The organism is Rhizobium sp. BK538, assembly GCF_014197575.1.
GTDB lineage: Bacteria > Pseudomonadota > Alphaproteobacteria > Rhizobiales > Rhizobiaceae > Rhizobium.
In genome coordinates, this window is the sequence record NZ_JACIFT010000005.1 from 15,674 (window position 1) to 29,320 (window position 13,647).

Genomic DNA, 13,647 nt, shown 5'->3' on the forward strand with positions numbered 1-13,647 from the left:
AGATGGTGGGAGGCGTGGGCAAGGTACGCCACGCTCCCGAGAAAGGTTGGTGGTCGCAATCAGACCTGATCCGGACCTGCACGGTAGATCAGGAACTTGTTGCCTTCAGGATCGCGGAAATAGGCACAATAGGGGCCTTCGCCGTTTTCGCCTCTCGGGCCCGGAGCTCCTTCGTCGGAGCCGCCCAGCGCCAAAGCGGTCGCATGCGCTTCGTCGACCTTGGCACGGGAGCGAGCTTCGAAAGCAACCATTCCACCATTGCCGACGGTGGCCGGCTTGCTGTCAAACGGTTTGATGACGCCGAATTCCAGCGTCTGGTAGCCATAGTAGACAGCGCGGCCGGGCTGGACGAGAACGCGGCCGATCCCGAATACGCCAAGCAGTTTGTCGTAGAATGCCGAGGCGGCATCCAGGTCGTTGGTCCCGACGGTCGAATGGCCCGGCAGGCCACGCACCGTCTCGGGCCGGGCGGCATGTTGTTTATTGGCTGTCATGTCGTTCATGTCCGTCTTCCTTTTGGCTCAGGGGTTCAATCGCGGCCATCTCGAATGCGAGCTCTTCGGCCAGCGAGTGGGAAGAATCTAAGCGGGGCAAGCTTGCCTCGGTACTCAGGGAAACTGAGAGCCAGCCTCTCGTTTCGATGCCCTGAATAGGCTTCGATGCAGGGCGCTGAGCGCCAGCTCGCTATCCACAAAGATCGTCGACGACACCGTGCACGTTTGTATTTCGTCTGCGGCGAGCATCCGCCAGATCGGCTGCGGTGCGATCGACGCAAGCGGTTCATGCCGGTTCGGGACCTGCCGAATTCAAGAGGCTGCCTCTCGCATTCTTGCTCTACCCGATGCGGTGGCGATGTTCGATTTTGCGGCAATCGACAAACCGATCGTGGAATTTCGAACGAAAGGGCACTCACATGCTGAAGTTGTCAATCGGAACCCTGCTTGCGGCCGCAGCGGCTTTTACACCTATGTCGCTGGGGCATGCTGCAGCCGCCGAGCGAAAAAACCAGGCCAGCATCAGCTTCCTCGACGTTGGCAAGGGCATCACGCTGAGGAGAATGGTGGTGCGGGCACCGGACCCGAAGGGGACGGTCCTCTTCCTGCACGGGTTTCCCGAAACCCTATTTGTCTGGAAGGAGATCTCGGCTGCACTCAGCGACGACTTCGAAGTGCATGCCTTCGACTGGCCAGGGTTTGGACAATCGACGCGACCCGCTGTCGAGAAATTCTCCTACTCACCCACAGCCTACGCGGAGGTGCTGAACGCTTATATCGAGAAAGCCGGCATCGATCGATCGAATCTTACGATCTACGCCACGGACATCGGTGCCCTTCCTGCGCTGCTTTTGGCAGTCGACGAACCGGATATTGCCAGGAGCATCATCGTCGGCGACTTTGCGCCGTTCAACCGGCCCGAATACATGTTCGACAGTCTGCAGAGCCTGAAGGCCGAGCCTTCGGCCTCACAGGTGCGCGCGCACATGAACGAGACCAGCGCCGAGATTCTGGCGAATGCCTACAGGCGAGGTCTTTCAAAGGAAGAGCAGTTCGACCTGCCCGAAGACGTCCAGAAAGACATGGTCCGTGGCTGGAGCCACGGGGCTTTGACCTCGGCTGATGCCTTCTATTACTATTATGCAAAGTTCACGCGGGATGAGGATTTCCTCGAGGCAAATCTGGACAAGCTCAAGACCCCAATCAAGGTAGTCTGGGGCGAGAAGGACCTCTACATCAGAAAGGAAATGGGCGCCGAGTTGGCCAAGCGGATCGATGCGAAACTCGATATATTGGGTGGCCTCGGGCATTACCCGCATTTGCAGAAGCCAGAGCAGACCGTTGAGGAAGTGCGCGCCTCATTCCGGTGAGACGGTAGCACTCGCGAGGTCGGCACCATAACTTCTGCAGGCCGCCCGAAGCCGCGGCAGGGTCCAGTCGATGAATGAACGCACCTTCGAGGCGAGTAGACCTTGGCGCGAATAGACGATGTGGATTGGCCCTGGTGGGCCGGCGTATTCATCCAGGATCGGCACAAGCGCGCCCGACGCCAACTCGTCGGCAACCTGGTAGTCGAAAAGCCGTGCAATACCCGCTCCGCTGAGCGCGGCGGCGACACAGTTCGCCGCAGTGTTGACCTCCACCCGATGGCGGGGGACGGATTCAATCGATGCGCCATCGACGTCGAATGTCCAGAAGAATGTCCGCTTGTTGAAAATGATGCCGTCGTGGTTTGCCAGGTCGCCGGGATGCTCGGGACGTCCACTCCGCTTCAGATAAGTCGGGCTGGCGCAGGTGAGCAGCCGGAATTCGCCAGCCTTCACCGCATAGAGGGAACTGTCCGCAAGTTTGCCGAGCCTGATGGCGATATCCACTTGCTCACCGACCAAGTGAACCGTGCGGTCGAGCGACAGCAGGTTCAACGAGACCTCTGGGTGTTGCTGTATGAATTCCAGCGCGATCGGCAACACGTAGCGGCGCCCGAACTCCACGGGCATCGTAATTGTCAGGGTCCCGCGAGGGGTGTGATATTCCCCGGAGGCACGGCGCTCGGCCTCCTCAAGATCTGCCATGATTTTCCGCGCGGCTTCGACATAGTCGCGCCCGGCATCCGTCAGCTGCAGGTTCCGACTTGTGCGGATGATGAGATTTGCGCCGAGCTGCCGTTCCAGATCGGCGACTTTGCGGCTGACGCTGGGCAACGGCGCGTTCAGCACCCGACTGCCGGCCGACAAACTGCCGGCGTCGACCACCGCAAGCAACACACGCATGGCATCAAATCTGTCCATCGGACACCGCGGCTAGCGTTTGTCTTTGTCGAAGCCAAATCGGCTCGGAGGATTGAACACGTTTGACGGCTCCCTGTCACCTGCGAGAGAGCGATACGATTGCCTTTAGCCAGCCTGAGAGAGCCAGGGAGTTCCCAATCCGCGTTTATGGCGTCACAGTCCGTCGTCGGTCGAAGGGCGTCCTCGTGGCGCTCGACGTAAAGAAAAGGCCAGCCAGCTTGGGAAAGATTGCGACAGTCAAAGCCGAGGGCTTCGAAGGCCGGCTTCATCTCAGTCTCAATATACTGGTCGAGCATCGGCGCGATCAGGGTTCTGTCTCTCCGTCGGCATCGCGACCCGTCGCACCAGATCCTTCCGCTGGCAATGGTGCCGTTGCTCGCCGCGGCTTCCGTCGCAGTTGACTACGCCAATGCCGGTTTCGAGGCTGACAAGCTGCAGGAGGCATTGGATAGCGCCGCGCTCAGCGCGGTCCGGCTTTACGGCGAGGGCCAAACCGAGGCGGAAGCCACTCGGCGTCGCCGATCGAAACCTGGTTGGACATCGAAGAGGCCAACTATCAGGGTGCATCTGAAGAATGGGAGGAGGCGGATTACGAGGGGGATGCACCAGTCCGGGGTTTCAGGTGCAACTGGGATTCTGCAAAGAAGGGTTGGCGGGAGGGGCGATCCAAGATCCACTGCCTAATCGCCCAGCGGCGACGGCGAGCAAGATCGTTTTCATTGTGGAATCTTCTGCTGTTGTTGACCGCTCTGCGGCCCGTCGCGGTGACTTGCGTCGTCGGGAAAGATTGGCGGGGCTACCGAAAGGACGACGACATACGAGATTGTGCCGCCGCCTCAGCGCCCGCTGATTCGCCACGATGGCGTCCCGCGGATGCGATGTCTTCGGCCCGGGAGTGACGCGGTTTCAAGGCAACTCGCGCGTGGAGCGCTCGTTGTAGTTCGTCTATCCTTCGACGGCCAATCGCGCACGGAGTTGGTCGATGGCACGCTGGAAGACTGCCGGATCGTCCAATGCCCGAGACAGAACAATCGCTCCCTGGATGGCGAGAACGGCGTCTTCCGAGAGGAGGCGCGCCTGCTCAGCGTCACGGCCTTGCCGGACGAGCGCTGATTGCAACGCGTCCACCCAGGATACGAAGTAACCCCGGATGGCCTGCGCGAAGAGGTCTCGGGTGTTGGCGACAGCCAACGCACCGACGAGACAGACACGCCTGCCCGACCTGAAGTATTTCGCAGTTTCATCGAGCATTGCAGTGATGGCGGCATCGGCATCGGTCCCGTCTCGCAGGGGGGAATAGACGGAATCCTCGAACCATTGTTCAATCTCGGCAAGCACAGCCTGCACCATCTCCTCCTTCCCGTTCGGGAAGAAGTGGTACAGACTGCCCTTGCCAAGGCCGGTGGCCTTGCCGATCAAGGCAAGGCTTGCACCTTCGTATCCATGTTCGCGAAATACTTCGGCCAAGGAGGCGATGGCGTCGGATCTTTCAGCGACCATGCGGGCCATGATTAGAGACCCAGATCGCTGAGGCCGGGATGGTCATCCGGACGGCGGCCGAGCGGCCAATGGTACAGCCGATCGCTTTCAGCAATCGGCATTTCGTTGATGGATGCGTGGCGGTGTGCCATCAGGCCGTCCTCTGCGAATTCCCAGTTCTCGTTACCATACGCGCGGAACCACTGCCCGTTGTCGTCGCGATATTCGTAAGCGTACCGTACAGCGATGCGGTTGCCGGTGAAAGCCCAGAGCTCCTTGATGAGGCGGTATTCATGCTCCTTGTTCCACTTACGCGTCAGAAATGCCTGGGCTTCTTCGCGGTTGGTCGCGAATTCTACGCGGTTCCGCCAGCGGGTGTCGACCGTGTAGGCGAGGGCGACCTTGGCGGCATCGCGGCTGTTCCAGCCATCTTCGGCCAGACGGACCTTTTCAATTGCAGTTTCGCGGGTGAACGGGGGAAGAGGAGGACGTGACATGTTGATATTCCTTTGTAAATCGTTTTTGTGTACTGTTCGGTAAAGACTTTACTGATTGGTACAGTAGCTACGGTGATTTTGGGTGTCAACCTGTTTTTTGCGGTGTCGCGAAATTTTTTTAAGGGCGTTTCTCCGGCTCGAACCGCGGGCGACGCGGCTGAAGCTGACTGAATATCTGCAGAACGTGCGCGTCATGAAGGCGCGGCAGTTGCTTGAGACGACGAACGGTTCGGTCGAGAGCATTGCCTGGGCAGTCGGCTATCGGGATCCGGCAGCATTCCGTAAGGTGTTTGGCCGGTTGACGGGCGCGAGGCCAAACGTCTATCGCGGCGATGCGCGACTGTGATCGTATCGGTAATGTGGTGCCCTGCTGGCCGTCAGCAGAGGACGATCATCTGCAACGGGCATGGGTCTGCCAAGCACCATCGCCTCCATTGTACATGGTGCGGCGAGGCCGGTTTTATTCGACTTCATCAGCGAAACGCATAGGGGCCATCGAAACCGTGCTGGCTACGGGTCTCGGTTCATCACCATAACGGATCGCAAACCTGCGTCGGGCACGCCTTGACGGGTGCCCAGCATCCATAACGACAGAACGCGCCAGTGCGGGCGGGCACTGGCGAGATCGATCACAAGGGGGGGTGGCGCTTAAAGGCCGAGATCGCTCAGCGAGGGATGGTTGTCCGGACGCCGGCCAAGCGGCCAATGATATTTGCGATCCGCCTCGGCGATCGGCATCTCATTGATGCTGGCGTGCCGGTGTGACATCAACCCGTCTTCGGCAAAAAGCCAGTTTTCGTTGCCGTAGGCGCGAAACCACTGCCCGCTGTCGTCGCAATACTCGTAGGCATAACGCACCGCGATGCGGTTGTCCGTAAAGGCCCACAGTTCCTTGATGAGCCGGTATTCGTGTTCCTTGTTCCACTTGTGGTAAATCCGCATATGTTTGCGCCTGAGAATGCCTCGCAACGGGAAAAGTGTTTTATTTTCAATTGTTTATAGGATCGACTTTGGAGCCTGATTCAAAGTTGGTCGTTTCTCCGCGGTAGGTGTGATCCTGGATTTAGCACGATAACCTTCCTCTTGGAGCTAAACGCAAAAAAGGCCCGCCGAAGCGAGCCTGGGAGATGCCGGATTTGTCGAAGAAAGGTGCTATTTACCCTTGAACCTGCGAACCTCGATCGGTGCGTTCAACACTTCCGAGCGGAGGAAGTAGCGGCTAACATTGCCACAATTGTCGTAGATCGGTCGTACACCAATTTTGGCAAAAAGATCCAAGATTGTAATCGGACGAGTTCCATGCAGCGCGGCCACTTCGGAGACGAGAATGTGATCCTTTTGGAAGCGATCCATCGACTCCACTGTTACTGCCAACTGTGGGCGACCGTTCATCGGATTGTTAATCTCGACTGTGTCGAGCAGCCCAAGATTGATCAGGTAGCCGTCGACGATGAAATCAAGGATGCCATGAAGGACGTAGTCTGGACCGTTTTTTCAGGATCTGCGGAGATGCCTCAAGCTGCTTCCTGAGTTCGCTGTGGCCGCGATCTGATCCGTGGCGAACGGAGATGATGTGATGACGTCCGACGAAGATCGAGGTCTCGCCGTATTCGATCTCATCGCCGTCGAGGTGGGCGGTTTTCGCGACCACGAAGATCTGGTCATCATAGACGTCCACCTTCGGCACCTGCCTTGCGTTGAGGGCGTCCTCGACGGCAAGAGGGTGCAGATGAAACGCCTTCTGAAGAGAACCAAGTTCGTCGGCGCTCGGATCATGGAGGCCGATCCAGACAAACTCGTCCGTCGCGTCGGTGGCCCTTGGATCTTCAAGAGAGACGGCTTCGGCTCGGCGGCCATTTCTGTAGAGGAATGCTGCAACGACGCTCACGAACGATCCTTCACGCACCGGGTTATGCATCGTTGGAACGGCAAGACATCGTTGTCCAGTTATCTAGGGTGCCTTGTGCAGCTCGCGTGGCGCAGTCCGCGCTGGTCCTGCGAGGTGACGCTGAAGCAGCTCATCCCGGAGGCTGGGGCTGCGGCAGCTCTTCGGACGCCATGAAGGCTGCGTAAAGGCTTGCGGAGTCCTCCGCGTTTCGCATCGCCGAAATAATCGCGGTGTGATGACCCTTTCGGGCGATCGTCGCGAGCACTTTCAAATAATCTGAACGCCATTCCTCACCAAACACCAGTAGGAATATCAGGTCGACTGGGGCTTCGTCGATAGCATCAAAATCAAGCGGACGAGAGAGTTGGAAAATGAAGCCGCGAGGGGGACCCAGCTCGGGCAACGCTGCATGCGGCACGGCAATCCCTTTGCCGATGCCGGTCGATCCAAGTAACTCCCGCTTTTCGAGGACGCCGAGGAGTGAAGCAGCGTCCACTCCCAGCGCCTCGGAAGCTTTCGTGGCGGCGACGTGCAGCGCCTTGGCTTTTGTTTGCGACGGGGCGCCGACAAAAACGTCGCTTGGAAGGAAGATGTTCGTAAGGTCCATTATCATGTCATCTATATCGATCATTTTGGTGGTTGCCAGGCGTGTCTACGCGCATCAGTCCGGTTCACGCAATCGATATCCCACACCGGTCTCCGTCGTGATGTACTGCGGTTGATCGGGGAACTTTTCGACCTTCTGACGCAGTTGCCGGACGTAGACACGAAGGTACTGGACATCGGCAGTCGGTCCCCAGACCTGCTTCAAGACAAACTGGTGCGTCAGCACCTTGCCAGCGTGCTGCGCAAGGACGCGGAGAATGTCGTATTCCTTCGGAGAGAGTTTAATCTCGATACCGTCCACTCTGACGATGCGCTTGACGAGATCCATCGTCAGCCCTCCGGTCTGAAATATCGCCCGTTCACCTTGTTGCTGAAGGCGGTGGCGAAGCGCTACGCCGATGCGTGCAACGAGCTCATTGATTCCAAAAGGTTTGGTAACATAGTCGTCCGCGCCGGTCTCAAGCGCTTTGACGATGCCGATCTCGTCCGTCCGACTTGATAGAATGACGACTGGGGTAAGCACCCCGGCATGTCGCCATTCCTGCAGAAGGTCATAGCCGGGTTTGTCTGGCAAGCCGAGGTCGAGGATGATGAGATCGGGCTGATGCTGCTTCAGGTATTCGGTTGCCTCGAAAGCGTCGGATGCCTCCGCCACTGTATATCCTTGCGCGGAAAGGCCGACGCGAAGAAGTTTACGGATCGGCGGCTCGTCGTCGACGACAAGGATGTTGATAGCTGCGCCTGTCATTTGAATTCATCCAGTTTGGGAATATCGTTCGTTTTCGGAAGGCGAATGGTGAAGATGGCTCCCGTTCTGTCGTTGCGGTTCTCTGCCGAAATTGTGCCACCCATGGCTTCAACGAAACCACGGCAGATGGAAAGGCCGAGGCCGGTTCCCGCTCGTACCTGGTCGCCCTTGCGCACTCTGTAGAAAGTGTCGAAAACCCGTTCAAGATCGGCGGGTGGAATCCCTTGGCCCTCGTCGGACACTTGGATAAAAACGTTGTAGGCATTCGACCAGCCATTGATCCTGATCGTAGAGTTTTCAGGAGCGTATTTTGTCGCGTTGTCGAGCAGGTTGAACAGAACCTGTTCAAGCAACACGGGGTCGACGAGAACCATCGGCAGATCAGAGGCGATGCTCATTTCAGTCTTATGGTGCGCAAGTATCTTGGCACTTCGCCGGAGAGCGCTGCCGGCGATATCGCCAATGAAGTGCGGTGCGGTGTTCGGCTCCATCGCTCCGGATTCCAGTCGCGTCATATCGAGCAGATTGGCGATGAAACGATTGAGCCGCTCGGATTCATCGACGATCGTCGAGAGCAGATCGATGCGATCTTCCGCTGGCATCGATTCCAGGTATTCGCGTAGCGCTCCAGCAGCGCCCAATATGGCCGCGAGCGGCGTCTTGAGGTCATGGGAGATCGATGTGAGCAGCGCCGAGCGCAAGCGATCGGCTTCCACCGCGAGCCTAGCGCGATCGACGTCCGCAACGAGCTGGATGCGTTCTATCGCCAACGCGGCTTGATCGGCGAGCGCGTCGAGCAGGCGTTGCTGCTCTGGCGTTAGCAGCGGTCCGTCGCGGCGGTCGCTATCGAGACCGATCACGCCGACAGCGGAGCGCCCGGTTCTAAGCGGCACGTAGAGTCGTTTGGCTCCAGGCAGGGTGTCGGCACCGCGGCCGGCGGCATGATTGTGCTCCCAAGCCCAGCGGGCAGCGGCGATATCGGCGTCGTCAAGCGTATCATCCGGAGGATAACCGGCCTTGACCGCGATGGTGCCTTCTTCCGGCAGGAGCAGCACGACGCGGACCTTGAGCATCGAGGCCAATTGGAATGCCGTGGCCCACAAAACATCATCAAGCGTGCCGGTGCCGGCCAGTTTCTTGGAAAACAGGTAGAGGTCTTCCGTCGTTCTGGCGCGATGCCGGGCGGCGGCGGCCTGGCGCTGCACGGTCGCTGTCAGATTGCTGGCGATGACGGCTACTCCAAGAAAGAAGAATAGCGCGAGTACGCTTTCCGGATCGCTGATCGTGAGCGTGTAGCGGGGCGGCAGGAAGAAGAAGTTGAAGGCGAGAGCCCCGAGGAGCGACGAATAGAGCGCGGGCCGCAAACCGTGAAGGACGGCCGATGTCAAGACCGCCATCAAGAAGACGAGGGCGAGGTTGCGGACATCAAGCACCTGATCGAGGACCACGCCGACCAGAAGTGCCACGGCCACGTAGGCGGTTGCGCGCGCGTAGGCCCTGAAATCCAACGTGGACGAAACAGCGGCGGTGCCAATACCTCGCGAAGTCGCGGCGTCCTTCTCGCTGCCCGATATGACGTGGACGCTTATCTCACCAGCCTCCCGGATCAATTCATCCGCGACAGACCGTCCCCACGACTTCCACCAGGCGGTCCTCGCAGGCGCGCCAATGACAATATGAGTGACGTTGTTGGCGGCGGCGTGACGTAGGAGTTCCTCGGAAGCTTCGCGTCCGGGAAGCGTGATCGCTTCGCCGCCAAGCTGTTCTGCGAGGCGGAGGGTGGCCGCCACACTGTCGCGTTGCGCCTCGGTGAGGTTGATCGAATGATTAGTCTCGACGTAGACCGCAGCCCAGGGCGCCCGAAGGCGCGAGGCCATACGCGAGGCATACCGTACCAGCGACGCCGATCGCGCCTGATGGTCGACCGACACCAAGACGCGATCGCTTGCCGCCCAGGGGCCGGAAATCGCGTTGGCCTGCATGTGGGTCAGAAGCTGGTCATCGACACGCTGGGCGGTCTTTCGCAACGCCAGTTCGCGCAGCGCCGTCAGGTTGCCGGGGGTGAAGTAGTTCGTCAGCGCCCGCTCGGCGGTCCCTGACATGTAGACCTTGCCGTCATGCAGCCGCTTGATGAGATCGTCTGGTGTCAGGTCGATGATCTCGATATCGTCCGCGAGGTCGATGATTGAATCGGGGACCGTCTCTCTCACGCGAATTCGGGTGATCTGCGAGACGACATCGTTCAGGCTCTCGACATGCTGGATGTTCAGCGTCGAATAGACGTCGATACCGCGGTCGAGCAGTTCCTTGACGTCGAGATAGCGCTTTGGGTGGCGGCTACCTTCGGCGTTGGTATGCGCTAGTTCGTCGACGAGAACAAGGTCGGGTTTCCGGGCAAGGATCGCGTCGAGATCCATTTCGTCGAGCGACCGGCCCTTGTATTCGACGGCCACACGCGGAACGATCTCGTAGCCCGACACAAGCGCTTGTGTCTCCTTACGGCCATGCGTCTCGACCACACCGATGACGACATCGACACCGTCAGCGACCTTGGCGCGGCCTGAGACGAGCATCTCATACGTCTTGCCGACCCCCGGTGCGGCGCCCAAGAATATCTTGAGGCGACCGCGCGTCTCGGAACGAGCCTTTTCCAACAGAGCATCGGGCGAAGGTCTTATTGATAGATCGCGGTCGCTAATGGACATCATGTGTTCCTTCTGTCTGCCCGGTGCCGGTGAGGCTCCGGGCGTCATTTACTGTGTTGCGGCAGCGTCGAGTGACATGTTCAATGCGAGAACATTCACGGTCGGCTCGCCGAGAATGCCGAGTTCGGGGTGATCGATGGCAGCATCGACAATCGCCTTCAGCTTGGCTTCATCCGTGCCGCGGGCCTTGGCAACGCGTGGTATCTGGAAGTAGGCAGCTTCAGGTGAAATATGCGGGTCGAGGCCGCTGCCCGAGGCTGTCACCAGATCGATCGGGACCTCCGCATTGGGATTGGTCGCCTTGGCTGCCTCGTAGTCTGTCTTCACGCGATCGAGCAGCTTCTGGCTCGTCGGACCGAGGTTCGAGCCGCTCGAGCTGGCGGCATTGTAACCGTCGCCGGCTGCCGAAGGACGCCCATGGAAGTACTTGTCACTGGTGAAGCCCTGACCGATCAGCGTCGAGCCGATCACGGTGCCGTCCTTCTCGACTAGACTGCCGTTGGCCTGCGTCGGAAAGATCGCTTGTGCCACGCCAGTCATGGCGAGAGGATAGACGAGACCGGTGATGGCGGTTGTAGCAACAATCATCACGATTGCGGGGCGAAGCTGGTTCAGCATTGTCGTGAACTCCTAGGATTCAATTGAGGTATGGAGCCGGACGCGGTGCGTCCGGCATCAGACTTATGCGAGGCCAAGGGCTGCGACGACCATGTCGATCGCCTTGATGCCGATGAACGGGACGATGATGCCGCCGACGCCGTAGATCAGAAGATTGCGTGACAACAACGCGCCGGCACCGATCGGACGATAACGCACGCCCTTCAGCGATAGCGGGATCAACGCGATGATAATCAAGGCGTTGAAGATGATCGCCGACAGGATGGCGCTCTGCGGCGTCGAAAGACCCATGATGTTCAGCACGCCGAGTTGCGGATAGAAGGTCAGGAACATCGCCGGGATGATGGCGAAGTACTTGGCGATGTCGTTGGCGATCGAAAACGTCGTCAGCGCGCCGCGGGTCATCAGCAACTGCTTGCCAATCTCGACGATCTCGATCAGCTTGGTCGGGTCGCTGTCGAGGTCCACCATGTTGCCGGCTTCGCGGGCTGCGACCGTGCCGGTGTTCATGGCGACGCCGACATCGGCCTGAGCGAGAGCGGGCGCGTCGTTGGTGCCATCACCGCACATGGCGACGAGCTTGCCCTTGGCCTGTTCCTCACGCATCAGGGCCAACTTCATTTCCGGCGTCGCCTGGGCAAGAAAGTCGTCGACCCCCGCCTCAGCAGCAATGGCTGCCGCAGTCAGCGGGTTGTCACCAGTGATCATCACGGTGCGGATGCCCATGCGGCGCAGCTCGGCGAACCGCTCGCGGATGCCGCCCTTGACGATATCCTTGAGCTGGATGACGCCGAGCAACTTGCCGTCGCGGGCAACGGCGAGCGGTGTTCCACCAGACTTCGCGATTTCGTCGGCAATGGCCTGCAACTCACGTGCAACGTCGTTGTTGACCTGCAGCGCGACGACGGCGTTGCCCGAAACAGATGCGGAGCTGGAGCCAACGTAGGTGAGTACAGCGTCAACCGCGCCCTTGCGGATCGACGAGCCCTCGACATCGACGCCGCTCATCCGGGTCTGAGCCGTGAAGGGTACGAAATGCGCCTTCAGGCTTGCCATGTCGCGGCCGCGGATTGCGTATTTCTCCTTGGCGAGCACGACGATCGAGCGGCCTTCTGGCGTTTCATCGGCAAGCGATGCGAGCTGGGCCGCATCGGCCAGATCCTGTTCGGAAACGCCTCGTACCGGTCGGAAGGCAGTCGCCTGGCGGTTGCCAAGCGTGATCGTGCCCGTCTTGTCGAGAAGCAGCGTATCAATGTCGCCCGCGGCTTCCACGGCGCGACCGGACATGGCAAGCACGTTGAAGCGCACGAGACGGTCCATGCCCGCAATGCCGATCGCCGAGAGAAGCGCGCCGATCGTCGTCGGGATCAGCGTCACAAAGAGGGCAACGAGTACGATGATCGGGATCGACCCGCCGGCATAGGCGGCAAAGCTCGGGATCGTCGCCGTGGCCAACACGAAGATCAGCGTCATTCCGGCGAGCAGAATGTTGAGCGCGATCTCGTTCGGCGTCTTCTGGCGTTCAGCGCCCTCGACCAGCGCGATCATCCGGTCGATGAAGGTCGAGCCCGCCGCAGCGGTGATGCGGACGCGGATTTCGTCGGACAGCACTTGCGTGCCACCCGTGACAGCCGAGCGGTCGCCGCCGGACTCGCGGATGACCGGAGCAGACTCGCCGGTAATTGCGGCTTCGTTGACGGAAGCGACGCCCTCGATCACTTCTCCGTCTGACGGGATGATGTCTCCGGCTTCGACGAGGACGAGATCACCAACCTTGAGGCTGGTTCCGGGTACCATTTTGTAATCGGTGCGACTGCCGTTGGTTAGAAGCTTTGCCTGCGTTTCCGTCCGCGACTTGCGCAAAGACTCAGCCTGGGCCTTGCCGCGACCTTCGGCGACAGCTTCCGCGAAGTTGGCGAAGAGCACCGTGAACCAGAGCCAGAGATTGACCTGGAAAGAGAAACCAAGATTTCCGTTGCCGACAGCAAGGTCGCGCAGAAACAGTACGGTGGTCAGCGCCGAGACCGTGGCGACGACAAACATGACGGGGTTTCTTGCAAGTGCCCGAGGGTTGAGCTTTTTAAAGGCGGCGCCCACGGCCGGAATGAGAATGCGACTATCCATGATACTCGCGGATTTTGCCTGGCTCATAAGAGACTCCAGCTTTAGAAAGAGGACAACAGGATCGGTTAAGTCCGATCAGCCAAATAAAATTCTGTAGGCGCACAGCATGAGAAAAAGTGCGGCCATCATTATCAGGATGATGTCCGTGCCCCGTGCTTGGCGCTCTCGCTCGCGTCCCGGCGAACCGGGACGCGAGCGGA

General features: G+C 59.5%; 11 protein-coding genes and 4 pseudogenes. 3 read left to right on the forward strand and 12 right to left on the reverse strand.

Annotation, left to right across the window (positions count from 1 at the left end; translation table 11 throughout):
• Positions 1-59: 59 nt before the first annotated feature.
• The gene (locus FHX09_RS07270; protein WP_007800336.1) at positions 60-503 is read right to left on the reverse strand and encodes a VOC family protein; all 444 of its coding nucleotides are present in this window, start codon (positions 501-503) and stop codon (positions 60-62) included.
• A 410-nt stretch (positions 504-913) separates the two neighbouring features.
• Here FHX09_RS07270 and FHX09_RS07275 point away from each other — a divergent pair, with 410 nt between their 5' ends.
• Positions 914-1,864, forward strand: coding sequence for an alpha/beta hydrolase (locus FHX09_RS07275; RefSeq protein WP_132594722.1), 951 nt, complete (start codon positions 914-916; stop codon positions 1,862-1,864).
• Here FHX09_RS07275 and FHX09_RS07280 read toward each other — a convergent pair.
• Together FHX09_RS07280 and FHX09_RS29710 are read right to left on the reverse strand one after the other, a co-directional pair.
• On the reverse strand, positions 1,853-2,782 hold the full coding sequence (locus tag FHX09_RS07280; RefSeq protein ID WP_132594720.1) for a LysR substrate-binding domain-containing protein: 930 nt from the start codon (positions 2,780-2,782) through the stop codon (positions 1,853-1,855). The two genes, FHX09_RS07275 and FHX09_RS07280, sit on opposite strands and share 12 nt — an antisense overlap.
• A 164-nt stretch (positions 2,783-2,946) precedes the next feature.
• Positions 2,947-3,193: pseudogene (locus tag FHX09_RS29710) on the reverse strand (hypothetical protein); the annotation flags it as partial.
• Here FHX09_RS29710 and FHX09_RS29715 point away from each other — a divergent pair.
• Entirely contained in the window at positions 3,146-3,466 is a 321-nt protein-coding gene (locus FHX09_RS29715) for a Tad domain-containing protein (protein WP_246699408.1), read from the forward strand. The pseudogene FHX09_RS29710 and the gene FHX09_RS29715 sit on opposite strands and share 48 nt — an antisense overlap.
• Before the next feature lie 261 nt (positions 3,467-3,727).
• Here the strand turns inward: FHX09_RS29715 and FHX09_RS07290 are convergent, their stop codons facing one another.
• Positions 3,728-4,291 carry a TetR/AcrR family transcriptional regulator gene (locus FHX09_RS07290; protein WP_132594718.1) on the reverse strand — a complete coding sequence of 188 codons (564 nt, stop codon included), beginning with the start codon at positions 4,289-4,291 and terminating at the stop codon, positions 3,728-3,730.
• 2 nt (positions 4,292-4,293) lie between these two features.
• Positions 4,294-4,758, reverse strand: a complete 465-nt coding sequence (locus FHX09_RS07295) for a DUF1348 family protein (protein ID WP_132594716.1) — start codon at positions 4,756-4,758, stop codon at positions 4,294-4,296.
• A gap of 145 nt (positions 4,759-4,903) precedes the next feature.
• On the opposite strand from FHX09_RS07295, the pseudogene FHX09_RS07300 reads away from it, so the two are divergent.
• A pseudogene (locus tag FHX09_RS07300) lies at positions 4,904-5,104 on the forward strand (helix-turn-helix domain-containing protein); the annotation flags it as partial.
• 302 nt (positions 5,105-5,406) lie between these two features.
• Here FHX09_RS07300 and FHX09_RS07305 read toward each other — a convergent pair.
• The 7 genes and pseudogenes from FHX09_RS07305 to kdpB form a co-directional block, all read right to left on the reverse strand.
• Positions 5,407-5,685, reverse strand: a pseudogene (locus FHX09_RS07305) (DUF1348 family protein); the annotation flags it as partial.
• 477 nt (positions 5,686-6,162) lie between these two features.
• Positions 6,163-6,646: pseudogene (locus FHX09_RS29720) on the reverse strand (CorA family divalent cation transporter); the annotation flags it as partial.
• 130 nt (positions 6,647-6,776) lie between these two features.
• Positions 6,777-7,253: a PTS sugar transporter subunit IIA gene (locus FHX09_RS07315; protein ID WP_184449762.1), complete on the reverse strand. Its 477-nt coding sequence runs from the start codon at positions 7,251-7,253 to the stop codon at positions 6,777-6,779.
• Between the two features lie 54 nt (positions 7,254-7,307).
• Entirely contained in the window at positions 7,308-8,000 is a 693-nt protein-coding gene (locus FHX09_RS07320) for a response regulator transcription factor (protein WP_132594714.1), read from the reverse strand.
• Complete coding sequence (locus FHX09_RS07325; RefSeq protein WP_184449637.1) at positions 7,997-10,705, reverse strand: sensor histidine kinase KdpD; 2,709 nt, start codon at positions 10,703-10,705, stop codon at positions 7,997-7,999. The genes FHX09_RS07320 and FHX09_RS07325 overlap by 4 nt, the downstream gene beginning before the upstream one ends.
• Before the next feature lie 48 nt (positions 10,706-10,753).
• Positions 10,754-11,323, reverse strand: coding sequence for a potassium-transporting ATPase subunit KdpC (kdpC, locus tag FHX09_RS07330; protein WP_132594712.1), 570 nt, complete (start codon positions 11,321-11,323; stop codon positions 10,754-10,756).
• A 63-nt stretch (positions 11,324-11,386) separates the two neighbouring features.
• Positions 11,387-13,474 carry a potassium-transporting ATPase subunit KdpB gene (gene kdpB / locus FHX09_RS07335; protein ID WP_132594710.1) on the reverse strand — a complete coding sequence of 696 codons (2,088 nt, stop codon included), beginning with the start codon at positions 13,472-13,474 and terminating at the stop codon, positions 11,387-11,389.
• Between the last annotated feature and the right edge of the window lie 173 nt (positions 13,475-13,647).